The sequence below is a fragment of the Streptomyces sp. NPDC043176 genome, from assembly GCF_056436715.1.
Genome location: NZ_JBWKCA010000003.1, coordinates 436,764 through 461,818, shown reverse-complemented (window position 1 = coordinate 461,818; position 25,055 = coordinate 436,764). Strand labels below are relative to the sequence as shown.

Genomic DNA, 25,055 nt, shown 5'->3' with positions numbered 1-25,055 from the left:
GCGAAGCGCAGCCAGCGGGCCTCGGAGGCGAAGCCGAGCACGGCCTGCATCACCGCGAGCGTCAACAGCTCGGCATCCGTCAGCCTCGGCGGACGGCCTGTCCGCCGCGTTCCTGCCAGAGAGTCATCGATCTTCACGTACAGTGCAGTCGCGAGGGTTTCGAGGTTTGTCGTCACACACGAACCAACGAGACCCTCGTTTCATGCGCCCGAAGACTTCGGACTTACTCGTCTAGGGGCCGCTCCGGGCCGGGCCGGGCCGGGCCGGTCAGGGGGTGCCGAGCCAGCTGGTCGCGTCCAGGCGGAACGCCGTCTCGGCGGGGACGACGTTCCGCAGGGCGCCCTCCATGTCACGGACGCGCTCCGCGCCGAGCGCCGCGACCCACTCCGCCCGCAGCTCGTCGAAGATCGCGGCGGACCGGGCGAGGGCGTCGTACCCGCGGGGGGTGAGGTGGACCAGTTTGCGGCGCGCGTCGGTCGGGTCGTCGGCGCGCTCGGCGTACCCCAGGGCGAGCAGCCGGTCGACGGTCTTGCCGGCGGCCTGCTTGGAGACGCCGAGCCGCCGCCCGATCTCGCTGGCGGTCGCGCCCCGGGAGCCGACGGCCTGCATGGCGAAGCCGTGCGCGGGGCGCATGTCGGGATGGCCCTGGGTGGCGAGGCGGGCGTGCAGCCGGTCGATGAGCGTGCGGAAGCCGCCGAAGAGGAGCAGGGGCAGTTCGTAGCCGGGGCCGTCGGCGGGCGGCGCAGGGGAAACCCCCTTGCCAGTATCGACAACCTGGTTTACGTTTTCTTCAGCGGCATGGTCAACCATGTTGTCGATTCTAGTGCAGGGGGAACAGCCTTGTCCGCATCCACCGCTCCGTCCGCGCCCTCGGGCCCGTCCGCACCCTCGAACCCGTCCGCGGCGGCCGTCGCGGACGTGCCCGCGAGCATGTCCGCTCGCGCCGCCGCGGCCGTCGCCCTCCTCAAGGAGTCCCCGGAGACCCTCGACGGGTTCCTCAAGCTCAGCGCGATCTTCGAGTCCACCACCCTCGACCCGCACTCCCGCGAGACGGTCGTCCTGACCGTCGCCGAACGCAACCAGTGCCACCTCTGCGTCGACATGCACGAGGCGAAGACGGCCGCCCTCGGGCCGGGCCCGGACCCCGAACGCCTGGCCGCCGTGCGGACGTTCACCCTCCGGGTCCTCGCCGCCTCCGGCGCCGTCGGCGACGCGGACCTGGCCGCCTTCGAGAAGGCCGGCTACACCCGGCGCAACGCCCTCGAGGTCGTCCTGGGCGTCGGCGCGTACACGCTGTCGACCTTCGCGAACCGCCTCGTCCGCGCCGCCTGACGCGCGGTCAGCGGGCGGTGTACGGGCCGCCGAGCCCCCACGCCTGGTGCATCGCGTCGGCGAAGGCGGAGGCCAGCTTGTGCTCGCCGGTGGGCCCGGGGTGCGTGCCGTCGTAGGTGTCGGCGTCGAGGGCGTACGACTCCGGGACCGTGGCCAGCAGGAGCGGCGAGGCGGCCGTGTCCAGGTCCGCCACCGCCTTGGCGAGGAGCTCGTTGAAGCGGGCGCACTCGGCCGCGAAGGCGGCGTCGTAGCCGGCGCGGACGTTGGGGATGACCGGCAGGAGGACGGCCCGCACGCGCGGGTTCGCGGCCCGGGCCGCCGCGACGAACGCCCGGACGTTCTCCTCCGTCTGGTCGCTGTTCGTGTAGAACCCCAGGTCGATCAGGCCCAGCGAGATCAGCAGGACGTCCGCCCCCGTGGCCGCCACCGTCTCGCCGATCACCGGCGCCATGTGCAGCCAGCCCTCGCCCCAGCCGGCCAGATGGCGCCGGGCCGGCGCGGGGAAGTCCGGGTCGGCGTACGCCTCGACGCCCGCCGGCTCGTCGGCGGCCGCCGGGTCGTACAGCCCCGTCCGCGGCCCCACGATCTCGTACCGGCCCGGCAGTGTGGCCTCCAGGTGCTGCCACATCCGATGCCGCCAGGTCCAGTCGCCGACGCGCCCGATGGTCATGCTGTCGCCGACGAACAGAAAACGCATGGTCATATCATCGCGGACCGCGTCCGGGGGCTGCGACGTGATCCGGGACACGAGCCCGGGAGCGCCCCGGACCTGGCCCCGACCCGGCCCCCGATCCCGCCCCGGGCCGTCCCGGACCTGGCCCCGGGGCGTCCCGGACCTGGCCCCGACCTGGCCCCGACCCGGCTCTCGCTCCGGCCCCGACCTGGCCCCCGCCCCCCCCCGGCCCCCGCCCCCGGCCCCGGCGCGGTCTACGACACGAACGCGCCGACCGTCTCCGCGAAGCGCTCCGGGTCGTCGTGCCAGGGGAAGTGAGCGGCCCCCGCCAGGACGGCGAGCTCGGCCTTCGGGAAGAGGGCGGCGTACGCGGCGGCCGTCGGGACCGGCGTGTTCGCGTCGCCCTCTCCGGCGACGACGAGGACCGGCCGGTCGAAGGCGGCGAACGCCGCACGGGTCGCCTCCGGCGCGAAGGCGCCCTCGCCGCCGTAGACGGCCGCGCCCTCGGCGTTCCGCCGCTGGTCGCTCTCGGCGTGCCGCTCCCGCGCCGCCTCGTCCCAGGTGCCGTGGAAGAAGGGCGCGACCGCCGCGAACGTCGCCGCGCTCCCGCGCCCCGCCGCGAGCTCCTGGAGCGCCGCGTACGCCTCCGGGAACCACGGCTCCCGTTCGCGCCACGGCTGCCGGGCCGCCGCGAGCCGCTCCTCGCCGCTCGTGTCGAGACCGGCGGCCGCCGCGCCCGGCGTGACGAGCACCAGCCGGCCGACGCGCGCCGCGTGGCGGGTCACGTACAGCGCCGCCAGGTTCGCGCCCGCCGAGTGCCCGAGCACGTCGACCGTCTCCAGCCCCAGGTGCGCGCGCAGCGCCTCGACGTCCTCCACGAGCCGGTCGCAGCGGTACGAGGCCGGGTCGGCCGGCACCGCCGAGCCGCCGGTGCCCCGCAGATCGAGCCGGACCAAAGGCCGGCGGGCGGCCAGGCCGCCGAGGTCTCCCAGATAGGCGGAGTCCTGGAGCGGGCCACCCGGCAGGCACAGCAGCGGCTCCCCGGTGCCGGTGCCGGAGACGTGGTAGGCGAGTTCCGTGCCGTCGGGCGCGGTGAAAGTGAGCATGCGCGCGACCATGACAGGGCGTCCGCAGCAGGTCAACAGCGTTTCGCCACCGCCGGACGCACCACGTCGCCCGGCGTCCGCACCACCCGCGTCCGGACCCCGCCGGACGCGCCACGTCGCCCGGCGTCCGCACCACCCCCGGACGTACCGCACCACCCGCGTCCGGACCCCGCACCCCGCACCCCGCACCCCGCACCCCGCACCCCGCACACGTCGCCCGGCGTCCGGATCGGGGCCGTGGCAGGCTTGGGGCCATGCGATCTGCTCTGTGCGCCCTCGGCGCGGCGGCGGCCCTGGTGCTGCTCCCGGCCGGCCATGCCCGTGCCGAAGGGCAGGAACCCGACGGGGACTTCACGATCGAGGACGCCCGGATCACCGAGTCCAGCGGCCTCGCGGCGAGCCGGGCCCACCCCGGGATCTACTGGACGCACAACGACCAGGACGCGCCCCTGATCTACGGCGTCGACTCCCGTACGGGCAAGACGGTCGCGACCCTGACGATGAAGGGCGTCGGCACCCCCCGCGACATGGAGGCGATCGCCGTCGGCCCGGACGGCGACATCTACGTCGGCGACATCGGCGACAACCTCGACGGATCCTGGGACCACGTCTGGATCTACCGCTTCCCCGAACCCGAGGTCCTGAAGGACCAGACGGTGACGGCCGCGCAGTACGACGTGAAGTACGCCGACGGGCCCCGCAACGCCGAGGCCCTGATGGTCCACCCCAAGACCGGCCGGGTCTACATCGCGAGCAAGAACGAGGACGGCGGCGGCCTCTACGCGGGTCCCGAACGCCTCACCCCGTCCGGCACCAACGTCTTCCGCCGCGTCGACGAGGTCCCCTGGGTCACCGACGGCGCCTTCTCGCCGGCCGGTGACCGGCTCGTCCTGCGCGGCTACTTCAGCGCCAAGGAGTACGCCTGGAAGGACGGCCGCCTCGGCGACGACGGCACCTCCGTCGGCGCCCCCTTCCAGGGGCAGGCGGAGTCGGTGACGTACACGACGGACGGCTCGGCCCTCATGTTCGGCTCCGAGGGCCGCGGGAGCCGGGTCGTCCGCGTCGACCGCACGGACGCCCGGCCCCCGTCGGACAAGCCGACGGAGGCACCGGCCGGCGGGCCGAAGTCCCCCTCGGCGTCCGCCGCGGAGGACGGCCAGGGCAGCGCCACCACGGGCTTCCTCGTCCTCGCCGGCGCCACCGTCCTCGTCCTCGGCGTCAAGCGGCTGCTGCGGCGGGGCTGAGCCCGGGGCGGCGGGCCGGCACCCGGCGGCCGCCGGCGCCACGGCCGGCCGCCACGACGAAGGGCCCGGCAGCGGACGACGTCCACTGCCGGGCCCTTCGTACGACCGGAAGGTCGGAGCGACCGGAAGGTCAGAGCTTCTCGATCACGTAATCGATGCAGGCCGTCAGCGCCCGCACGTCCGCCGGGTCGATCGCCGGGAACATCGCGACGCGGAGCTGGTTGCGGCCCAGCTTGCGGTACGGCTCGGTGTCGACGATGCCGTTGGCGCGCAGCACCTTGGCGACCGCCGCCGCGTCGATCTCGTCCGCGAAGTCGATCGTGCCGATGACCTGCGAGCGCTTCGCCGCGTCCGTGACGAACGGCGACGCGTACTTGGACTCCTCGGCCCAGCCGTACAGCGCGTCCGAGGACTCCTTCGTCCGGGCCACGGCCCAGTCGAGACCGCCCTGGCCGTTGATCCACTTCAGCTGCTCGTTGAGCAGGAACAGGGTCGACAGCGCAGGGGTGTTGTACGTCTGGTTCTTCAGCGAGTTGTCGATCGCGGTCGGCAGCGAGAAGAACTCCGGCACGTGCCGGCCCGACGCGTGGACGCGGGCGGCGCGCTCCAGGGCGGCCGGCGAGAACGCCGCGAGCCACAGACCGCCCTCGGCGGCGAAGGACTTCTGCGGGGCGAAGTAGTAGACGTCCGTCTCGGTGATGTCGACGGGCAGACCGCCCGCACCGGAGGTCGCGTCGACCAGGACGAGCGCGCCCTCGTCGGCGCCGGCGACCCGCTTGATCGGGGCGGCCACACCGGTGGAGGTCTCGTTGTGGGTGTACGCGTAGACGTCGACGCCCGCCTCGGCCACCGGCTCCGGGTGGGTGCCCGGGTCGGAGGAGATCACGGTCGGGTCGGCGAGCCAGGGAGCCAGCTTGGCGGCCTTCGCGAACTTGGAGGAGAACTCGCCGAAGGTGAGGTGCTGCGACTTGTTCTCGATCAGACCGTGGGTCGCGACGTCCCAGAAGGCGGTGGAGCCGCCGTTGCCCAGGATCACCTCGTAGCCCTCGGGCAGCGAGAACAGGTCACTGATGCCGGTACGTACCTCGCCGACCAGGTTCTTGACCGGAGCCTGGCGGTGGGACGTGCCGAGGAGAGAGGTGCCGGTGGCGGCCAGGGCGTCCAGCGCCTCCGTACGCACCTTGGAGGGGCCCGCGCCGAAACGGCCGTCGGCGGGCTTGATGTCAGCGGGAATCTGGATATCAGCCACGAGGCGGAGAGTATCGGGTCGCGAAGGGGCCGGTCGCCCGATGTCCGCCGGATGAGACGAGGACTGGGACATCCTGGGGTTGTGGGAACACACCAGGAACACGCGTCCGACCTCGCCGCCGCCCTCCGCGCCGCCGTCGCCGGCGACGTCGACTTCTCCGTCACCGCCCGCGCCCTGACGACCATGGACGCCTCCAACTACCGCCGCGTTCCCGTCGGTACGGTCGCCCCGCGCGACGCCGCCGACCTCGCCGCGGCCCTGGAGGCGTGCCGCGCCCACGGCACCACCCCCGTCGTCGCACGCGGCGCCGGGACCTCGATCGCAGGCCAGGCGACCGGCACCGGCGTGGTGCTCGACCTCACACGGCACATGAACGGGATCGTCTCCCTCGACCCCGCCTCCCGCACCGCCGTCGTCCAGCCGGGCCTCGTCCTCGACCGGCTCCGCGCCGCGGCCCGCCCGCACGGACTCACCTTCGGCCCCGACCCCTCCACCCACAGCCGCTGCACCCTCGGCGGCATGATCGGCAACAACGCCTGCGGGGCGCACTCGGTCGCCTGGGGGACCACCGCGGACAACGTGCGCTCCCTCGAAGTGATGACCTACCGGGGGGCGGAGCTGACGCTCGGCCCCCCTGTCCCGACCGCCCCGCCGCACACCCGCTCGCAGCCCGCCCCGCCGGGTTCCCGTCCGCGGTCCTCGCCGCCGGATCCCCGCTCCCCGTCCGCCCCCGCCGGCCTCCGCGAGCTCGTCGACGGCAACCTCGCCCTGCTGCGGACCGGCTACCCGCCCGGACTCCCGCGCCGCATCTCCGGATACGCGCTCGACGCGCTGCTCCCGGAGCGGGGCTTCGACGTGGTCCGCTCCTTCTGCGGCAGCGAGGGCACGCTCGGAGTGGTGACCCGGGCGACGGTGGCACTCGTCCCGCTGCCCGCCGACCCCGTCCTCGTCGTCCTCGGGTACGCCGACGAGAGCGCGGCGGCGGACGCGGCCGCCGGACTTCTGCCGCACCGGCCGCTGACCGTCGAGGGCATGGCGGCGGATCTCGTGCGGGGGGCCGCGGGGCTGCCGCGGGGCGGGGCCTGGCTGTTCTGCGAGGTCGACGGGGAGGGCGCGGCGCGGGCGCTCGTCCGGGCGGCGGACGCCGTCGACGCCGTCGTCGTGCGCGACCCGGCCGGGCAGCGGGTCCTCTGGCGGATCCGGGAGGACGCCGCCGGGACGGCGACGCGGACGCCCCGCGGCGGCGAGGCCTGGCCCGGCTGGGAGGACTGCGCGGTGCCGCCCGCCCGACTGGGCGCGTACCTGCGTGAATTCCGCGCCCTGCTGGCCGAATTCGACCTCAGGGGAGTCCCGTACGGGCACTTCGGGGACGGCTGCGTCCACGTCCGCATCGACTTCGACCTGTGGACCGACCGGGGCGTGCGCCACTTCCGCCGCTTCTCCGAAGCCGTCGCCGACCTCGTCGTCGCCCACGGCGGCTCCCTCTCCGGCGAACACGGCGACGGCCGGGCGCGCGCCGAGCTGCTGCCCAGGATGTACGGCGACGAGCTCGTCGCCCTCTTCGGCGCGGTGAAGGACGTGTGGGACCCCGACGGGGGCCTGAACCCGGGGATGCTGGTCCGGCCCGAGCCGCTGGACACCGGCCTCCGCTTCGAGAACCTTCCCCTGGTGGGCCTCGGCCGGAAGGCCGCCCGCTGCGTGGGCGTGGCCAAGTGCCGAGTCGACGGACCGAGTTCGGGTCCGGAGGTGATGTGTCCCTCGTACCGGGCGACGGGGGAGGAGAAGCACTCGACCCGGGGCCGCGCGCGACTCCTCCACGAGATGGCCCTCGGCGAGGTCGTCACCGACGGCTGGCGCTCGGAGGAGGTCCGCGAGGCCCTCGACCTCTGCCTCTCCTGCAAGGGCTGCCGCAGCGACTGCCCCGTCGGCGTCGACATGGCCGCGTACAAGGCCGAGTTCCTCGACCGCCACTACGCGGGACCGACGGGCGCGTGGCGCCGCCCCCGCTCGCACTGGACCATGGGCCGCCTGCCGGGCTGGCTCGCCCGCTTCGGACGCGGCCTCAACACGGCGATGCGCCTGCCGTTCGCCGCCCGCCTCGCCGGAGTGACCCCCGAACGCGCCCTGCCGCGCGTGGCGGAACTGTCCTTCGCCTCCTGGTTCGCCGACCGCGCCTCGAACCGCCCCCCGGCCCTCACCCTCTGGCCGGACACCTTCACCGACCACCTCGCCCCGCACGTCGGCCAGGCGGCCGTCCGCGTCCTGGAGGACGCCGGCCTCGGCGTGGAGCTCCCACCGGGCCGCGTCTGCTGCGGCCTCACCTACGTCTCCACCGGACAGCTCGGCGCGGCCCGGCGCGTGATGCGCCGCACCCTCGACGTCATGGCGGAGTCGACCGGCCCCGTCGTCGTCCTCGAACCCTCCTGCGCCGCCACCCTCCGCACCGACCTCCCCGAACTCCTCCCCGACGACCCGAGGGCCGCCCGCCTCGCCGCCGCCGTCCACACCTTCGCCGAAGCCCTGGAGGCCCTCGCCCCCCACTGGGCCCCACCCCGCCTCGACCGCCCCGTCACCGGCCAGACCCACTGCCACCAGCACGCCGTCCTCGGCGACGCCGCCGACCGCCGCCTCCGCGCCCGCGCCGGTCTCACCGGCGACCTCGCGGGCGGCTGCTGCGGTCTCGCCGGCAACTTCGGCTTCGAACCGGGCCACTACGACGTCTCCCTCGCCTGCGCCGAGGACCGGCTCCTCCCCGCCCTCCGCGCCGCCTCCCCCACCACCCCCGTCCTCGCCGACGGCTTCTCCTGCCGCACCCAGATCTCCGACCTCACCGGCGCCCGGAGCCGCCACCTCGCGGAACTCCTCGCGGAGGGACTGGACGAGGGCCTGCGGACCGGCGAAGAGGGGGGTTAGGGAGCGGGTCTTGCCGATCAGGCCGGATCGGCAAGACGCCCCCCAGGGGGTACGGGGACGGCGGGCGCGGGCTCACGCGCCGCCGACGATGTCCCGCGCCATCGCGACCAGCGCGGCCGTCGCCGGGTGGGGGAACGCGTCGCGCCAGGCCAGGACCACCGGCAGGGCGGGGGCGTCGGGGAGGGGGCGGTAGGCGACGCCGGGGTGGGGGTGGAGGGCGGCGGTGGAGGCGGAGGAGACGCCGATGCCGCGGCCTGCGGCGATGGCGGTGAGCCAGTCGTCGGTGTTGGCGACGGTGAGGGTGGCCGCGGGGCGGGCGGCGGACGGCCAGAGGGCGAGCGTGGTCGTGCCCGAGACCGTGTTGAGGACGACGGTCTCGGCGGCGAGTTCGCCGAGCGTGAGCCGGGACCGCTCGGCGAGGGGACTGTCGGCCGGGAGGGCGGCGACCCGGGACTCGGTGGTCAGCTCCTCGGTGACCAGGCCCGGCGCGTCCACCGGGCCGCGCAGCAGCGCCGCGTCGACCTCGCCCCGCGTGAGCCCGGCGGTGCGGTCGTCGACGCGCATCAGTTCGAGCGGGGTGTCGGGATGCTCGCGCTGCCAGCGCCGCAGCAGGGGGGTGGTGTACGGGCCGAAGGCCGACCACGCGTGCCCCAGGCGCAGCGGACGGAGGCGGAGCCTCGCCGGGTCGACGGCGTCCTCGAAGGCCGCCAGGGCCGCGGCGGCCCGGTCCTGGAAGGCGCGGCCCTCGGCCGTCAGCGCGAGGTGATGGGTCGAGCGTTCGACGAGTCGCGCGCCGAGGTGCTGTTCGAGGGCGGCGAGCGTGCGGGAGACGGCGGGCTGCGTCAGGTGGAGCCGGGCCGCCGCCCTGGTCAGACTGGATTCGTCGGCGATGGCCAGGAAGCAGCGGAGGTGACGCAGCTCGATGCTCATGCGTCCGGAGCATAACCGCAGGGCAATCGGCATTTCCGGTGACGCGCGGTGGCTCGTAGCGTGGTCGTGAGGGGGAGGGGAATCAAGAGGACTGCCGACCGGTAGTGCATTATCCTGAACTTGTAGTCCATTTATTTGGACTGCCGCATCGGCCGGTCAGGTGGAGCGGGTACGAGTCGTACGAAGGAGCAGTCGGTGGACAGTCCGGTCAAGGATGTGGCCGCCCCGGCCCCCGCCGCCGTCGCGGGCCCGGCCCCCGTCGCGGCCGTCCCGGAAGCCGGGACGCCCGGCGCCGGGCTCGCCGCCGGGGTCGCCGGGAAGGGGACGGCGGGCCACCGCCTCGGGCCCGTCGCGCTCGTCGTCGCCGGCGGGCTCTCCGTACAGTTCGGCTCCGCCGTCGCGGTGCTGCTCATGCCGCGCGCGGGCGCCCTCGGGGTCGTCACCCTGCGGCTCGTCCTCGCCGCCGCCGTGCTGCTGATCGTCTGCCGGCCCAGGGTGCGCGGCCACGGGCGCGCGGACTGGGCGACGGTCCTCGTCTTCGGCGCCGCCATGGCGGCGATGAACATCCTCTTCTACCAGGCCGCCGACCGGATACCACTGGGCGCCGCCGTGACCCTGGAGGTCCTCGGCCCGCTGATCCTCTCGGTGGTCGCCTCCCGCCGGCTGATGAACCTGCTCTGGGCCGGCCTCGCCCTCGGCGGCGTCGTCCTGCTCAGCGGCGGCGGCTTCGACCGCCTGGATCCGGCGGGAGCCGCGTTCGCCCTCGCGGCCGGCGCCATGTGGGCGGCGTACATCGTCTTCAGCGCCCGCACCGGGAGGCGCTTCCCGCAGGCCGACGGCCTCGCCCTCGCCATGGCCTTCGGCGCCGTCCTCAGCCTGCCGTTCGGCATCGTGGAAGCGGGCGACAAGCTCCTCGTACCGTCGACGATCGCCCTCGGCCTCGCCGTCGCGCTGATGTCCTCCGTCCTCCCCTACACCCTCGAACTCCTCGCCCTCCGCCGCCTCCCCGCCCCCACCTTCGCCGTCCTCATGAGCCTGGAACCGGCCATCGCCGCCACCGCCGGATTCCTCATCCTCAGCCAGGCCCTCTCCCCCCTCGACACCCTCGCCATCGCCCTCGTCATCGCCGCCAGCATGGGCGCCGTCCGCACCCAGTCCCGCGCCGCGCAACCCCGCCCCGCGACCCCGGCCTGACCGGCAGGACGACGTTCCCCGGGGGCGCCTTGCCGACCCCGTTCCCCGGTCCGGCCCGATCGACAGGACGCCTCCCCGGGGGTGCCTTGCCGACCCCGCTCCCTGGCCCGGCCCGATCGACAGGACGCCTCCTAGACTCCGCGCGTGATCGCCGAACTGCAGTGCCTCGTGATCGACTGCCCCGCCCCCCGGGAACTCGCCGGGTTCTACCGTGCCGTGCTCGGGGGCGAGGTCGACCGGCCCGACCGCCGCTGGTCCCTCGACGAGGCCTGGTCCACGCTCCACGTCCCCGACGGGACGGTCCTCTGCTTCCAGGGGGTCGCCGACCACCGCCCGCCGGTGTGGCCGGACCCCGAGCGGCCGCAGCAGTTCCACCTCGACTTCGGCGTCACCGATCTCGACGCGGCGCAGGAACACGTCCTCGCCCACGGCGCGACCGTCCTCGACGAGGGGGACGGCGAGCGGGGCTGGCGGGTGTACGCGGACCCGGCCGGGCACCCGTTCTGCCTGGTCCGACATTGAGGGACGGGCGTCGACTGCCCTCCGTACAGGACGAGTTGCGCTCCTGCTCGGGATCCTTGGTCGTTCTTTCGGGATGCGATAGGTTGCTCGACATGGCTGAACCCGGTTCCGTTGTCTGGCCGCCCGCCCCCATCGAGACCGAACGGCTCGTGCTGCGTGAGTCCGAGGCGCGGGACAGAGCGGGGTTCGTCGAGCTGTTCTCCTCCCCGGAGGTCGGGGTGTACGTGGGCGGTGCCCGCCCTCGTGACCAGCTGGAAAGCGCCATGCCCAACGTGCCCGGGCAGCGGCCGGGGCTGTTCGTGGTGGAGCGCGACGGGGCGATGATCGGGATGATCACGCTCGACCGGCGGGACGCGGAGCGTCCGCAGCGTGTCCGCCCGGAGGGCGGCGAGGCCGAGCTCGGCTACATGTTCCTTCCCCAGGCGTGGGGCAGCGGCTACGCCGCCGAGGCCTGCGCGGCCGCGCTCGACTGGTTCACCGGCGCCCATCCCGGAGAGCCGGTGGTGCTCACCACCCAGAGCGCGAACGAGCGCGCCATGCGCCTCGCGTCGAAGCTGGGATTCACCGAGGTGGAGACCTTCGAGGAGTGGGGAGCCGAGCAGTGGTTCGGCGTGCGCTCCTCGGTCGCTACCGCTGGTTGAGCCGGGGCGCGCTGAACCGGGCTGAGCTTTGTTGGGGCTGGGCCGGGGCGCGCTGAACCGGGCTGAGCTTTGCCGGGGCTGAGCCGGGGCTGGGCCTTGCCGGGGCTGGGCCGGGGATCGAGCCGAGCCGGGGCGCGTCCGGTGGATCAGATCCGCCGGACGGGCCCCGGGACTGCCGGACGGGCCCCGGGACTGCCGGGCGTGCGCCGGGCCGGGTTCCGCCGGACGCGCGCCGGCCCGCCGTGCGCGCTCCGAGTTCCGCCGTGTGCGCTCCGGGTTCGACCCTGGCGGTGCTCAGCGCGCGATGTGGAATTCGTTGCCGGCCGTGTCGAGGAACTCGCCGGGGCCGCGGTCGGTGAGGGTCACTTCGAGGCGGACGCGGTTGCGTGCCGGCTTGGGAGCCGAAGGCGGCCCCATCACCAGGGAGACGGTGCTGGTGGGGGTCCGGCGCAGCCTGACGCCCCAGTCGTGGGATTCGAGGGCGTGCCAGGCGGTGTGCGACTGCCAGAAGTCCGACTGGGCGTGACGGTCGTCCTCGGTGGTGTCGAGGCAGAGGGCGACGAGACCGGAGTCGGCGAGGACGCCGGGGTGGCCGGGGCGCAGGACGCAGAACTCGTTGCCTTCGGGGTCGGCGAGCACGTCCCACGGAACGTCTCCCTGCCCGATGTCGATCCGGGTGGCGCCGAGGGCGAGGAGCCGTGCCACCTCGGTCTCCCAGGCGGGGCCGCCAGCGAGGTCGAGGTGGAGCCGGTTCTTGAGCGCGGTCTTCGGCTCGGCCGTCGGAGCGAAGCGGAAGCGCAGGCCGTCCGTCCGGCCTCGGGTCGCCTCCCGCCAGAAGCGTTCCATGCGCGTGACGTCGAGCGCGTCGATCACGATGCCGGTGAGCATGCGGTTCCCCCAAGTCGTCGGATGCGTGGCCCGTGCATTGTGGCTGTCGCCGACGGGGCCCGTCGGCCGTACGCCGATCCGCGATCCGGCCGGCCGTACGCCGCTCCCGATCCAGCCGGCCGTACGCCGATCCGCGATCCGGCCGGCCGTACGCCGCTCCCGATCCGGCCGGCCGTACGCCGCTCCCGGTCCGGCCGGCCGAGTACCGGTCCCGGGTTCCCGGTCCCGTCGGCCGTATCCGACGACCGGCCCGCCGGGTCGGATGCCCGTCCCGATCCCGCTGACCTGATCCTGTTGATCTTTGGCCGCGGGCCTGTTTCGGGGGGTGGCGGGCGGCCCGGACGATGGGGCTGTCGTCAGTCGTTCGAGAGCGCCTCGGAGTATCCGGGGCAGGGGAGGGGGAGCCATGGCCCTGGAGATGCGAGACCGCTGTGAGCGGTGCGAGACGGCGGTGCTGACCGCGGACGGACCCGCGCGGATCTGTTCGTACGAGTGCAGCTTCTGCGTGCCGTGCACCGAGGAGATGGACGGGGTCTGTCCCAACTGCGGGGGAGAGCTGGTGGCGCGGCCGACGCGGCGGGCCGCGGGGTAGCCGGAGCGTCGCCCCAGGCGGGGCCGCGTGCGCCCGCGCCCGCCGCGCCCCCGTGCGGGCCTGCGCCCGCCGCGCCGTGTAGGCCTTCGCCCCCGCCCCGTGTGGGCAATCGTCCCGCTGGGCGGGACGGGTGGGCACACGGGACGGCGCCCCTTGGCGGCGCCTCCGCCCCTTGTGCCCTGGCCCGCACCCACAGTCCGGTGCGCACCGGGTGCGGGTTCGGGCCCGGAAGCCTGGGCCCGGCAAAGGGCGCCGTCCGTTGTGCCCACCCGTTCCGCCCCAGCGGAACGATTGCCCACAACGGGGTGGGTGGGGCCCGCCCCCGGCGGAACGATGGCCCACAACGCGCGGGGCGCGGGGGATGGGCACCGCCCAGCGAAACGAGGGCCTGCCACGGGGTGGGCGCGGGGGTGGGCACCGCACGGGCGGAACGAGGGCCCGCAAGAAAGTGGGCGCCGCCCGGCGAGGCGATGGGCCACGACGCGCAGGGTGAGGGCGCAGCCCGGAGGTGTCTTCGGGGGTGGAGGCTCGGGGGGGCGGGGGCGCGAGGGGGCGGGGGCGCGAGGGGGAGGAAGTAAAGCAAGCGTGCTTGATTGTTTCTTGGGGGGCTGCCATGCTCCTGGCGAAGGCCCGTGACCGCCCGTCCCCGAGGGGAGCGCACCGTGTCCGACTCCGTCGTCGTGCTCGACGACCTGCGTGCCGAGAGTGAAGAACTCGACGGGTTGGTCGGGGGGTTGAGGGAGGAGCAGTGGGCGGCGGCGACGCCCGCGCGGGGCTGGACGATCGCCCATCAGATCGCGCACCTGGCGTGGACGGACCGGGCGGCCCTGCTCGCGGCCACCGACGCGAAGGCGTTCGCCGGCGAGGCCGAGAAGGCGATGGCGGCGCCCGAGAGGTTCGTGGACGAGGGGGCGGAGGAGGGGGCGAAGCTGCCGCCCGCCGAGTTGCTGGCCCGTTGGCGTGAGGGGCGGGAGTCGCTGCGGCGGGCGTTGCGGGCGGTGGAGCCCGGGGCGCGGTTTCCCTGGTACGGGCCGCCGATGAGCGCGCCGGCGATGGCCACCGCGCGGTTGATGGAGACGTGGGCGCACGGACAGGACGTCGCTGACGCGCTGGGGGTCGTGAGGACGCCGACGGCGCGGCTTCGGCATGTGGCCTGGATCGGGGTGAGGGCGCGCGACTACGCCTATCTGGTGCGGGGCGTCCCGGCGCCGGCCGAGGCGTTCCGGGTGGAACTGGTGGGGCCGGACGGGGAGTCGTGGGCGTACGGGCCCGAGGGGGCGGAGCAGCGGGTGACCGGATCGGCTGTCGAGTTCTGTCTGCTCGTCACCCAGCGCGTCCACCGGGCCGACACGGCTCTGGTGGCGGTGGGGGAGGACGCCGAGCGGTGGCTGGGGATCGCGCAGGCGTTCGCGGGCCCGGCGGGTGGCGGCCGTGCGCCTCGGGGGGCGTAGTGGTGCTGCGTATCGGCAACGCGTCCGGGTTCTACGGCGACCGGTTCGACGCGGTGCGGGAGATGCTGACCGGGGGTGAACTGGACGTCCTGACCGGTGACTATCTCGCCGAGCTGACGATGCTCATCCTGGGCAGGGACCAGCTGAGGGACCCGTCGGCCGGGTATGCGAGGACGTTCCTCCGGCAGATGGAGGAGGGGCTCGGGCTGGCCCATGACCGGGGGGTCAGGATCGTCGCCAACGCCGGAGGCCTGAATCCGGCGGGGCTCGCGGACGCGTTGCGCGCGCTCGCGGGGAAGCTCGGTCTGCCGGTCCGTGTCGCCCATGTCGAGGGGGACCGGCTGCCGGCGGCGGACGGGCTGCTGACGTCGAACGCCTACCTGGGCGGGGCGGGGATCGCCGCCTGCCTGGCGGCCGGCGCCGATGTCGTCGTCACCGGGCGGGTCACGGACGCGGCGCTCGTCACCGGGCCCGCGCAGTGGCGGTTCGGGTGGGGGCCGGAGGAGTACGACAAGCTGGCGGGGGCGGTGGTCGCCGGGCACGTCCTGGAGTGCGGTACGCAGGCCACCGGCGGGAACTACGCGTTCTTCGCCGAGCACGACCCGGCGGTCTTCCGCCGTCCCGGCTTCCCGCTCGCCGAGCTGTACGCCGACGGCACGTCCGTCATCACCAAGCATCCCGGCACCGGCGGCCTCGTCGACGTCGGCACGGTCACGGCACAGCTCCTGTACGAGACCGGCGGCGCCCGGTACGCCGGGCCCGACGTGACCGCCCGGCTCGACACCGTACGGCTCACCCAGGAGGGTCCCGACCGGGTGCGGATCGACGGGGTGCGGGGGGAGGCGCCGCCGCCGACGCTCAAGGCGGGCCGCAGCAGGCTGGGCGGCTTCCGCAACGAGGTCGTGTTCGTCCTCACCGGGCTCGACGTCGACGCCAAGGCGCGGCTCGTGCGGGACCAGGTCGAGGACGCGCTGACGGCGGGCCGGCCGGCGGAGGTCCGCTGGGAGCTGGCCCGTACCGACCGGGCCGACGCCGACACCGAGGAGACGGCGAGCGCGCTGCTGCGGCTTGTCGTCCGCGACCCCGCCCCGGAGCCCGTCGGGCGTGCGGTGACCGGTGCCGCGATCGAGCTGGCCCTCGCGAGCTATCCCGGCTTCCACGTCACCGCCCCGCCCGGAAAGGGCGCCCCCTACGGCGTCTTCGAGGCCGTGTACGTGCCGGCCGCCGAGGTCCCGCACACGGCGGTCCTCCCCGACGGGACCCGCCGGGAGATCCCCGCGCCGGGGCGGTTCCTCGACCTGGCGCCCGTACCCGGTCCGGAGCTTCCGCCGCCGCACCCGGCGGGGCCCACCCGGCGAGTGCCCCTCGGGCGGATCGCCGGGGCCCGCAGCGGCGACAAGGGCGGCGACGCCAATGTCGGCGTGTGGGTCCGCACGGACGAGGAGTGGCGCTGGCTCGCGCACACCCTGACCGTGGCGAAGTTCCGTGAACTCCTGCCGGAGGCAGAGGGGTCGGACGTCGTCCGGCACGTGCTGCCGAACCTGCGGGCGGTCAATTTCACCGTCGCCGGGATCCTCGGCGAGGGCGTCGCCTCCCAGGCGCGCTTCGACCCCCAGGCCAAGGCCCTCGGCGAGTGGCTCCGCTCCCGCCTGCTCGACGTCCCGACCGCACTGCTGCCGGAGGAACTCCGATGACCGTCCTCGCCTCCGCCCTCGACACCGGCGGGCCCGACTACGCGGCCGCGCGTGCCGCGATGCTGGACAAGCTGGCCGCGCTCGACGCGGAGCACGCCAAGGCCCTCGCGGGCGGCGGCGAGAAGTACACGGAGCGGCACCGCAAGCGCGGCAAGATGCTCGCGCGGGAGCGGATCGAGCTCCTCGTCGACCCCGATTCGCCGTTCCTCGAACTGTCGCCGCTGGCGGCGTGGGGCAGCGACTACACGGTGGGCGCGTCGCTGATCACCGGCATCGGGGTCGTCGAGGGCGTCGAGTGCCTGATCACGGCGAACGACCCGACCGTGCGGGGCGGCGCCTCCAACCCGTGGACGCTGAAGAAGGCACTGCGGGCGAACGAGATCGCGTACGCCAACAGGCTGCCGGTCGTCTCGCTCGTCGAGTCCGGCGGTGCCGATCTGCCCTCGCAGAAGGAGATCTTCATCCCGGGCGGGGCGCTGTTCCGCGATCTGACGCGGCTCTCCGCCGCCGGCATCCCGACCGTCGCGGTCGTCTTCGGCAACTCGACGGCCGGGGGCGCGTACGTGCCCGGCATGTCGGACCACGCCGTGATGATCAAGGAGCGGTCGAAGGTGTTCCTCGGCGGGCCGCCGCTGGTGAAGATGGCGACGGGGGAGGAGAGCGACGACGAGTCGCTGGGCGGCGCGGGGATGCACGCACGGACGTCCGGCCTCGCCGACCACTACGCCGTCGACGAGGCCGACGCGATCCGGCAGGCCCGCCGGATCGTCGCGCGCCTCAACCACCGCAAGCACCACGCGGATCCGGCCCCGGCGGAGCCGCCGAAGTACGACGAGGAGGAGCTCCTCGGCATCGTCCCCGGGGACCTCAAGACGCCGTTCGACCCGCGTGAGGTGATCGCCCGGATCGTCGACGGCTCGGACTTCGACGAGTTCAAGCCGCTGTACGGGCCTTCGCTCACCACGGGGTGGGCGCGGCTGCACGGCTATCCGGTGGGCGTGATCGCCAACGCGCAGGGCGTGCTGTTCAGCGCCGAGTCGCAGAAGGCGGCCCAGTTCGTCCAGCTCGCCAACCAGCGGGACATCCCGCTGGTGTTCCTCCACAACACGACCGGCTACATGGTCGGCAGGGAGTACGAGCAGGGCGGCATCATCAAGCACGGCGCGATGATGATCAACGCGGTGTCGAACTCCGGGGTCCCGCACCTCTCGGTCCTGATGGGCGCGTCCTACGGCGCCGGCCACTACGGCATGTGCGGCCGGGCGTACGACCCGCGTTTCCTGTTCGCGTGGCCGAGTGCGAAGTCGGCCGTCATGGGCCCGCAGCAGCTCGCCGGCGTGCTGTCGATCGTGGCGCGGGCGTCCGCCGCCGCGAAGGGGCAGCCGTACGACGACGAGGCGGACGCCGGGCTGCGCGCCCTGGTCGAGGCGCAGATCGAGTCGGAGTCGCTGCCGATGTTCCTGTCGGGCCGGCTCTACGACGACGGGGTCATCGACCCCCGCGACACCCGCACGGTCCTCGGGCTGTGCCTCTCCGCGATCCACACGGCACCGGTCGAGGGCGCGCGCGGCGGCTTCGGCGTCTTCCGAATGTGAGGCCCACCTTGATCACCTCCCTCCTCGTGCGAGGCACACCTTGATCACCTCCCTTCTTGTCGCGAACCGGGGCGAGATCGCCTGCCGCGTCTTCCGCACCTGCCGTGAGCTGGGCATCTCCACCGTGGCCGTGTACTCCGACGCGGATGCCGACGCCCTGCACGTCCGGGCGGCCGACACGGCGGTACGGCTGCCGGGGGCCGCGCCGTCGGAGACGTACCTGCGGGGCGACCTCGTCGTGCGGGCGGCGCTCGCGGCGGGCGCGGACGCCGTCCACCCGGGCTACGGCTTCCTCTCCGAGAACGCCGACTTCGCGCGGGCCGTCACGGACGCGGGCCTCCTCTGGATCGGGCCGCCGCCGGCGGCGATCGAGGCGATGGCGTCGAAGACCAGGGCGAAGGAACTCCTCGGGATCGCGCCCCTCGCGGACGTCACCGAGGCCGACCTGCCCGTCCTGGTGAAGGCGGCGGCGGGCGGCGGCGGCCGGGGCATGCGGGTCGTACGGGAACTCGCGGCGCTGCCCGGCGAGTTGAAAGCCGCGTCCGCCGAGGCCGCGAGCGCCTTCGGGGACGGCGAGGTCTTCGTCGAGCCGTACGTCGAGAACGGCCGCCACGTCGAGGTGCAGCTCCTCTGCGACACCCACGGCACCGCCTGGGCGCTCGGCACCCGCGACTGCTCGCTCCAGCGCCGCCACCAGAAGGTCGTCGAGGAGGCCCCGGCGCCCGGCCTGCCCGCGGCCCTGGAGGCCTCGCTCCTGGACACGGCCGTGCGCGCGGCGAAGGCCGTCGGCTACGTCGGGGCCGGCACGGTCGAGTTCCTCGTCGCCGACGGCCGCGCCCACTTCCTGGAGATGAACACCCGGCTCCAGGTCGAGCACCCCGTCACGGAGGAGGTGTACGGCGTCGACCTCGTCGCCCTCCAACTGGCGGTCGCCGAGGGCCGGGCCCTGCCGCCCGAGCCCCCGGCGCCCCGGGGGCACGCCATCGAGGCCCGGCTCTACGCCGAGGACCCGGCGCGGGAGTGGGCACCGCAGACCGGTGTCCTGCACCGCTTCGACGTGCCGGGGGAGGGCCGCGTCCGGGTCGACACCGGGTACGCCTCCGGGGACGCCGTCGGCGTCCACTACGACCCGATGCTCGCCAAGGTGATCGTCCACGCCCCCACCCGCGCCGAGGCCGCCCGCAAGCTCGCCCACACCCTGGAGCGGACCCGCGTCCACGGGCCCGTCACCAACCGGGGCCTGCTCGTCGCCTCGCTCCGCCACCCCGAGTACACCTCCCCGGAGGCCCTCGACACCGGCTTCTACGAGCGCAACCTGCCCGCCCTGACCGCCGCCCCGGAGGGCGAGCCGTACGCGGCCGTCGCCGCCGCCCTCGCCGGAGCGGCCGCCGGCCGGGGCCGGTTCGGCGGCGGCTGGCGCAACCTCCGCTCCCAGGACGAGACCCGGACGTACGGCGACCACAAGGTCCGCTACCGGCCGACGAGGGACGGCGGGTACGAGGTCACGGCCCCCGAGGGGGTACGGGTCGTGTCGGCGGCCCCCGACCGCGTACGGCTCGAGGTGCACGGAGTCGTCAGGGACTTCACGGTCGACCGGTACGGCGACGGCACCGTCCACTCCGGCCCCCACCGCCTCACCCCCCGGCCCCGCTTCACCGACGCCGGCGAGCAGACCGCCCCCGGCTCCCTGCTCGCCCCGATGCCCGGCACCGTCGTCCGGGTCGCCGACGGCCTCGCCGTCGGCGACCGGGTGACCGCCGGACAGCCCCTGCTCTGGCTGGAGGCCATGAAGATGGAGCACCGCGTCTCCGCCCCCGCCTCCGGCACGCTCACCGCGCTCCACGCCGTCCCCGGCCGCCAGGTCGAGTTCGGCGCCCTGCTCGCCGTCGTACAGACCGAAGCAACGGAGGAAGACCCCGTATGAGCACCGACATCGAGCCGCAGGAACACACCGAGCTCCGCGCCGCCGTCGCCGCCCTCGGCCGCCGCCACGGCCCCGGCTTCGACCGGGCCGCCCTGTGGGCGGAGGCCGGGAAGCTCGGCTACCTCGGCGTGAACCTTCCCGAGGAGTACGGCGGCGGGGGCGGCGGCATCGCCGAACTGTCCCTCGTCCTGGAGGAGGCCGGCGCCGCCGGGGCCCCGCTCCTCATGATGGTCGTGTCGCCCGCGATCTGCGGCACGGTGATCGCCCGCTTCGGCACCGAGGAGCAGAAGCGGGCCTGGCTCCCCGGGCTCGCCGACGGCTCGAAGACCATGGCGTTCGGCATCACCGAGCCCGACGCGGGCTCCAACTCGCACCGCATCACCACCACCGCCACCCGCACCGAGGACGGCTGGGTCCTGAACGGGCGCAAGGTCTTCGTCTCCGGCGTCGACATCGCCGACGCCACCCTCATCGTCGGCCGCGCCTCCGACGCCCGCACGGGCAACCTCAAGCCCTGCCTCTTCATCGTCCCGCGCGACGCCCCCGGCTTCGGCCGCCGCCACATCGAGATGGAACTGGCCGCCGACGAGAAGCAGTTCGAGCTCACCATCGACGACGTGCACCTTCCGGCGGACGCGCTCGTCGGCGACGAGGACGCGGGCCTCCTCCAGCTCTTCGCGGGCCTCAACCCCGAACGGATCATGACCGCCGCCTTCGCGATCGGCATGGGCCGCCACGCCCTGGAGCGGGCGGTGGCCTACGCCAAGGAGCGCCAGGTCTGGAAGGCGCCCATCGGCTCCCACCAGGCCATCGCCCACCCCCTCGCCCAGGCCCACATCGAGCTCGAACTCGCCCGCCTGATGATGCAGAAGGCGGCCAAGCTGTACGACGCGGGCGACGACGCCGGCGCGGGCGAGGCCGCCAACATGGCGAAGTACGCCGCCGCCGAGGCCTGCGTGAAGGCCGTCGACACGGCCGTCCACACCCTCGGCGGCAACGGCCTCACCCGCGAGTTCGGCCTCGCCCGCCTGGTCACCGCCGCCCGCGTGGCCCGCATCGCCCCGGTCAGCCGCGAGATGATCCTCAACTACGTCTCCCACCAGACCCTGGGGCTGCCCAAGTCGTACTGAGACGAGGCGTCGGCCGTCGCCCTCGTCCGTGCCCGTGGGGCACCAGCCGTCGCCGTCCTTCAGGCCGTCGACCTCGGAGATCCAGCGGAGGACCTCCGCCCCGAAGCCGACCCGGCCGACGCCGTGGTGGGCGACGAGGTGGCGGAGGGCCGGGCTCTCGTCCGTAGGCCATGCGTGCAGGCCAGGGGGTGCCCGGACGGATCGCGACCGGCCTCCTCCGTCCCAACTCGGCCAATCCCGCCTCCGGTTGTGAAGGCGGTGTATACGATCCCCTCGTTTCGCTCACATCCGAGCGTCATGAGCCAGGGAGACGCGCGTGTACCAGCAGCCCAGTCCGTACCAGCCGCCCGTGCCGTGGGCCCCGCCGCGCCGCTGGTGGCAGCATCCCGCCCTGGTCGTCACGCTGTTGGTGCTCTTCCCGCCGGGCGGCATAGCCCTGGCCTGGCTGAGCCGCTGGAGCAGCCGGGCCAAGATCGTGGCCACGGTCCTGTCGGCGTTGTGGTTCGTCATCGCGCTCGCCGTCGACGACCCGCAGCAGAACGGCACGGGCGACCCGAAGCCCGCCACGACGGCCACGGCCCCCGCCACGCCGACGCCCACCGAACCGAGCCCCACGCCCACCACGCCCGAACCGAGCCCGACCGGCGCGTCGCCCACCCCGGAGCCGACGACCCAGGCGCCGACCACCGAGGCCCCCGAGCCGACGACCCAGGCCCCGACCACCCGGGTTCCGGAGCCGACGCGGACCACGCCGAGGCCCGTGAAGCCCAAGCCGGTCCAGACGACCCAGCCGCCGGAGACCGCCGAGCCCGAGCCGGAGGTGTACTACGAGAACTGCTCCGCCGTCCGGGCCGCGGGCGCGGACCCCATCCACGTCGGGGAGCCCGGCTACGGCAGGCACCTCGACCGCGACGGCGACGGGGTCGGCTGCGAGCGCTGAACCGCCGCCCCGCCGGCCACCGCACGGCAAACCATGCAGGCATGCTTGATTGTTTTATGGAGGGCTGACAGGGTCTCCCCAAGTCCCGCGCACAGCAGCGATCCTGGCGTCCACCTCTCACCTCTCCAGGGGGCCAACGCATGGTGTTCCACAGCGACTACGAGGCCGTTCCCACCCTCTCCCTGCCCATCCACGACGCCGTACTCGGCCGCGCCGCCGAGTACGGCGACACCCCGGCGCTCGTCGACGGGACGGGAGAGCTCTCGCTCACCTACGGGCAGGTCGACGGGTTCCACCGCCGGGTCGCCGCCGGGCTCGCGGAGGCCGGAGTCCGCAAGGGCGACGTGCTCGCCCTGCACAGCCCCAACACCGTGCTGTTCCCTATCGCCTTCTACGCCGCCACCCGCGCGGGAGCCGCCGTCACCACCGTCCACCCGCTCGCCACGCCCGAGGAGTTCGCCAAGCAGCTCAGGGACTCCTCGGCACGCTGGATCGTGACCGTGTCCCCGCTGCTCGCCGCCGCCCGCGCCGCCGCCGACCTCGCGGGCGGGATCGAGGAGATACTCGTCTGCGACAGGGCACCGGTGGAGGAGGGCGTCCGCTCGCTCCAGGACTTCCTGGGAAGCACCGGCCCGGTCCCCGACATCGCCGTCGACCCCGACGAGGACGTCGCCGCCCTCCCGTACTCCTCCGGCACCACCGGCGTCCCCAAGGGCGTGATGCTCACGCACACGTCGATCGCCACCAACCTGGCGCAACTGGAGCCGTTCGTCCCGATGGGCCCGGGCGACCGGATCCTGGCCGTCCTGCCCTTCTTCCACATCTACGGCCTCACGGCCCTCATGAACGCCCCGCTGCGGCAGGGCGCCACCGTCGTCGTGCTGCCCCGCTTCGAACTCGACACGTTCCTCGGCGCCATCCAGAAGCACCGCATCAACGGCCTGTACGTGGCGCCGCCGATCGTCCTCGCCCTCGCCAAGCACCCGGCCGTCGCCGACTACGACCTGTCGTCCCTCCGGTACATCGTCAGCGCCGCCGCCCCGCTCGACGCGACCCTCGCCGAGGCCTGCTCCGCCCGCCTCGGGCTCCCGCCCGTCCGGCAGGCGTACGGCATGACCGAGCTGTCCCCCGGCACCCACGTCGTACCGCTCGACGCCGAGAACCCCCCGCCCGGCACCGTCGGACGCCTGCTGCCCTCCACCGAGATGCGGATCCTGTCCCTCGACGACCCCGCGAAGGACGCGGCACCCGGCGAGGAAGGCGAGGTCGCCATCCGGGGACCCCAGGTCATGAAGGGCTACCTGGGCCGGCCCGACGCCACCGCCGCCATGATCGACACCGACGGCTGGGTGCACACCGGCGACATCGGCCGCGTCGACGAGGACGGCTGGCTGTACGTCGTCGACCGGGTGAAGGAACTCATCAAGTACAAGGGCTTCCAGGTCGCCCCCGCCGAACTCGAAGCCCTCCTCCTCACCCACGACGGCATCGCCGACGCCGCCGTCATCGGCGTCACCGACGCCGACGGCACCGAGATCCCCAAGGCCTTCGTCGTACGCCAGCCCACCGCCGCCGCGCTCACCGCCGAGGAGGTCCTCGCGCACGTCGCCGCGCGCGTCTCCCCGTACAAGAAGGTGCGCGCCGTGGAGTTCATCGACACCGTTCCCCGGGCAGCGTCCGGGAAGATCCTCCGCCGAGAGTTGAGGGACCGCGCATGACCCTGGTGACCACCACAGAGGAACGAGGCATCACCACCCTCGCCCTGAACTCCCCCGAGACCCGCAACGCGCTCTCCGCCCCGCTCGTCACCGAGCTCGCCGACGCGCTCACCGCCTGCGGCAAGGACCCCGCCGTCCGCGCCGTCGTCCTCACCCACACCGGCACCACCTTCAGCGCGGGCGCCGACCTGAAGGCCCCGCCGAGCCCGTACGCCTTCGTCGACCTGCTCCGGCAGGTCGTCGAGCTGCCCAAACCCGTCGTCGCCCACGTCACCGCCGGCAGCCACACCCGCGCCGGCGGCCTCGGACTCCTCGGCGCCGCCGACATCGTCCTCGCCGGCGCGGGGGCCGACTTCGCCCTCACGGAGGTCCGCATCGGGGTCGCGCCCGCCGTCATCTCCCTCACCCTCCTGCCCCGCCTCGAACCCCGCGCCGCCGCCCGCCACTACCTCACCGGCGAACGCTTCGGCGTCCCCGAGGCCATCGCCATGGGTCTGGTCACCGCCCCCGACGACCAGCTCGGCACCGTCCTCGACGCCCTCCGCGCCGGCTCCCCACAGGGCCTGCGGGAGGCGAAACGACTGGTCACCGCTAGAGTCCTGGAGACCTTCGAACGCGACGCGGAGGACCTGGTACAGAGGTCGGCCACGCTCTTCGCCTCCGCCGAGGCACGCGAAGGGATGACGGCCTTCCTCGAACGACGGGACCCCGCATGGCGGCTGTGACCGCACCCAAGCCCGACCGCAACCCCAAGCAGGACAGGAGCCGCGCCACCCGGCAGCGGCTCCTGGAAGCGGCCGTGGCCTGTCTGGCCGAGCGCGGCTGGGCGGGCTCGACGGTCGCCGTCGTCGCGGAACGCGCCGGCGTCTCCCGCGGCGCCGCCCAGCACCACTTCCCCACCCGCGAGGACCTGTTCACGGCCGCCGTCGAGTACGTCGCCGAGGAACGGTCCCACGCGCTGCGCGCCCTGCCGTCCCGCGACCGCAAGGAGGCCGTCGCCGCCCTCGTCGACCTCTACACCGGCCCCCTCTTCCGGGCCGCGCTCCACCTCTGGGTCGCCGCCTCCGACGAGGAACAGCTCCGCGACCGCGTCACCGAACTGGAAGCCCGCGTCGGCCGCGAGTCCCACCGCATCGCGGTCGAGGTCCTCGGCGCCGACGAGTCCCGCCCCGGCGTCCGCGAGACCGTCCAGGGCCTCCTCGACATGGCCCGCGGCCTCGGCCTCGCCACCCTCCTCACCGACGACCGCGCCCGCCGGGAAAGAGTCGTCTCCCAGTGGGCGCGGCTGGTGGAAGAGGCGCTGACCTGACCTGACCGCG

22 protein-coding genes and 1 pseudogene are annotated in these 25,055 nt (G+C 74.3%); 16 read left to right on the top strand and 7 right to left on the bottom strand.

All coding sequences use genetic code 11. The annotated features are described in order from the left end of the window. Positions 1-176, bottom strand: a pseudogene (locus tag AC067A_RS07155) (IS982 family transposase); the annotation flags it as partial. A 91-nt stretch (positions 177-267) separates the two neighbouring features. After that, positions 268-810 carry a MarR family winged helix-turn-helix transcriptional regulator gene (locus AC067A_RS07150; RefSeq protein WP_478615624.1) on the bottom strand — a complete coding sequence of 181 codons (543 nt, stop codon included), beginning with the start codon at positions 808-810 and terminating at the stop codon, positions 268-270. A 120-nt stretch (positions 811-930) separates the two neighbouring features. On the opposite strand from AC067A_RS07150, the gene AC067A_RS07145 reads away from it, so the two are divergent. Next, positions 931-1,332, top strand: a complete 402-nt coding sequence (locus AC067A_RS07145; RefSeq protein WP_478615662.1) for a carboxymuconolactone decarboxylase family protein — start codon at positions 931-933, stop codon at positions 1,330-1,332. 7 nt (positions 1,333-1,339) lie between these two features. Here AC067A_RS07145 and AC067A_RS07140 read toward each other — a convergent pair whose 3' ends face one another. Both AC067A_RS07140 and AC067A_RS07135 read right to left on the bottom strand, forming a co-directional pair. Next, on the bottom strand, positions 1,340-2,029 hold the full coding sequence (locus AC067A_RS07140; RefSeq protein ID WP_478615621.1) for a GDSL-type esterase/lipase family protein: 690 nt from the start codon (positions 2,027-2,029) through the stop codon (positions 1,340-1,342). Positions 2,030-2,259: 230 nt separating this feature from the next. Then, entirely contained in the window at positions 2,260-3,111 is an 852-nt protein-coding gene (locus AC067A_RS07135; RefSeq protein ID WP_478615619.1) for an alpha/beta fold hydrolase, read from the bottom strand. 254 nt (positions 3,112-3,365) lie between these two features. Here AC067A_RS07135 and AC067A_RS07130 point away from each other — a divergent pair, with 254 nt between their 5' ends. Continuing rightward, entirely contained in the window at positions 3,366-4,355 is a 990-nt protein-coding gene (locus AC067A_RS07130) for an SdiA-regulated/phytase-like domain-containing protein (RefSeq protein ID WP_478615617.1), read from the top strand. Positions 4,356-4,485: 130 nt separating this feature from the next. On the opposite strand, the gene serC is transcribed toward AC067A_RS07130, so the two are convergent. After that, complete coding sequence (gene serC, locus AC067A_RS07125; protein WP_478615614.1) at positions 4,486-5,604, bottom strand: phosphoserine transaminase; 1,119 nt, start codon at positions 5,602-5,604, stop codon at positions 4,486-4,488. Between the two features lie 51 nt (positions 5,605-5,655). Between serC and AC067A_RS07120 the strand changes: the two genes are divergently transcribed. Next, positions 5,656-8,517 (top strand): FAD-binding and (Fe-S)-binding domain-containing protein, encoded by a 2,862-nt coding sequence (locus AC067A_RS07120; protein WP_478615612.1) that lies wholly within the window; start codon positions 5,656-5,658, stop codon positions 8,515-8,517. Between the two features lie 72 nt (positions 8,518-8,589). Here AC067A_RS07120 and AC067A_RS07115 read toward each other — a convergent pair whose 3' ends face one another. Continuing rightward, on the bottom strand, positions 8,590-9,447 hold the full coding sequence (locus AC067A_RS07115) for a LysR family transcriptional regulator (protein ID WP_478615609.1): 858 nt from the start codon (positions 9,445-9,447) through the stop codon (positions 8,590-8,592). 216 nt (positions 9,448-9,663) lie between these two features. On the opposite strand from AC067A_RS07115, the gene AC067A_RS07110 reads away from it, so the two are divergent. The 3 genes from AC067A_RS07110 (at position 9,664) to AC067A_RS07100 (ending at position 11,804) form a co-directional block, all read left to right on the top strand. After that, entirely contained in the window at positions 9,664-10,641 is a 978-nt protein-coding gene (locus tag AC067A_RS07110) for an EamA family transporter (RefSeq protein WP_478615660.1), read from the top strand. 144 nt (positions 10,642-10,785) lie between these two features. Continuing rightward, positions 10,786-11,163: a VOC family protein gene (locus AC067A_RS07105; RefSeq protein ID WP_478615606.1), complete on the top strand. Its 378-nt coding sequence runs from the start codon at positions 10,786-10,788 to the stop codon at positions 11,161-11,163. Between the two features lie 92 nt (positions 11,164-11,255). Beyond that, positions 11,256-11,804 (top strand): GNAT family N-acetyltransferase, encoded by a 549-nt coding sequence (locus tag AC067A_RS07100; protein WP_478615604.1) that lies wholly within the window; start codon positions 11,256-11,258, stop codon positions 11,802-11,804. 294 nt (positions 11,805-12,098) lie between these two features. Here AC067A_RS07100 and AC067A_RS07095 read toward each other — a convergent pair whose 3' ends face one another. Next, on the bottom strand, positions 12,099-12,692 hold the full coding sequence (locus tag AC067A_RS07095) for a VOC family protein (RefSeq protein ID WP_478615601.1): 594 nt from the start codon (positions 12,690-12,692) through the stop codon (positions 12,099-12,101). Between the two features lie 406 nt (positions 12,693-13,098). Here AC067A_RS07095 and AC067A_RS07090 point away from each other — a divergent pair, with 406 nt between their 5' ends. From AC067A_RS07090 to AC067A_RS07045, 10 genes are all read left to right on the top strand, one after another. Next, positions 13,099-13,284 (top strand): DUF1272 domain-containing protein, encoded by a 186-nt coding sequence (locus tag AC067A_RS07090; RefSeq protein WP_478615598.1) that lies wholly within the window; start codon positions 13,099-13,101, stop codon positions 13,282-13,284. A gap of 662 nt (positions 13,285-13,946) precedes the next feature. Further along, entirely contained in the window at positions 13,947-14,735 is a 789-nt protein-coding gene (locus tag AC067A_RS07085; protein ID WP_478615596.1) for a TIGR03084 family metal-binding protein, read from the top strand. Then, positions 14,735-16,429, top strand: a complete 1,695-nt coding sequence (locus tag AC067A_RS07080; protein WP_478615593.1) for an acyclic terpene utilization AtuA family protein — start codon at positions 14,735-14,737, stop codon at positions 16,427-16,429. Before AC067A_RS07085 ends, AC067A_RS07080 begins: the two co-directional genes overlap by 1 nt. Continuing rightward, positions 16,426-18,024, top strand: a complete 1,599-nt coding sequence (locus AC067A_RS07075) for an acyl-CoA carboxylase subunit beta (RefSeq protein WP_478615591.1) — start codon at positions 16,426-16,428, stop codon at positions 18,022-18,024. The genes AC067A_RS07080 and AC067A_RS07075 overlap by 4 nt, the downstream gene beginning before the upstream one ends. 40 nt (positions 18,025-18,064) lie before the next feature. Next, on the top strand, positions 18,065-19,948 hold the full coding sequence (locus AC067A_RS07070) for an acetyl/propionyl/methylcrotonyl-CoA carboxylase subunit alpha (protein WP_478615589.1): 1,884 nt from the start codon (positions 18,065-18,067) through the stop codon (positions 19,946-19,948). Then, positions 19,945-21,078 (top strand): acyl-CoA dehydrogenase family protein, encoded by a 1,134-nt coding sequence (locus AC067A_RS07065; protein WP_478615586.1) that lies wholly within the window; start codon positions 19,945-19,947, stop codon positions 21,076-21,078. Before AC067A_RS07070 ends, AC067A_RS07065 begins: the two co-directional genes overlap by 4 nt. Positions 21,079-21,394: 316 nt before the next feature. Beyond that, positions 21,395-22,018 (top strand): excalibur calcium-binding domain-containing protein, encoded by a 624-nt coding sequence (locus tag AC067A_RS07060; protein WP_478615584.1) that lies wholly within the window; start codon positions 21,395-21,397, stop codon positions 22,016-22,018. Between the two features lie 140 nt (positions 22,019-22,158). Further along, positions 22,159-23,736, top strand: coding sequence for a 4-coumarate--CoA ligase family protein (locus AC067A_RS07055; protein ID WP_478615582.1), 1,578 nt, complete (start codon positions 22,159-22,161; stop codon positions 23,734-23,736). Beyond that, positions 23,733-24,461, top strand: a complete 729-nt coding sequence (locus tag AC067A_RS07050; RefSeq protein WP_478615580.1) for an enoyl-CoA hydratase family protein — start codon at positions 23,733-23,735, stop codon at positions 24,459-24,461. The genes AC067A_RS07055 and AC067A_RS07050 overlap by 4 nt, the downstream gene beginning before the upstream one ends. Then, positions 24,449-25,045, top strand: a complete 597-nt coding sequence (locus tag AC067A_RS07045) for a TetR/AcrR family transcriptional regulator (protein ID WP_478615578.1) — start codon at positions 24,449-24,451, stop codon at positions 25,043-25,045. The genes AC067A_RS07050 and AC067A_RS07045 overlap by 13 nt, the downstream gene beginning before the upstream one ends. Positions 25,046-25,055 lie beyond the last annotated feature (10 nt).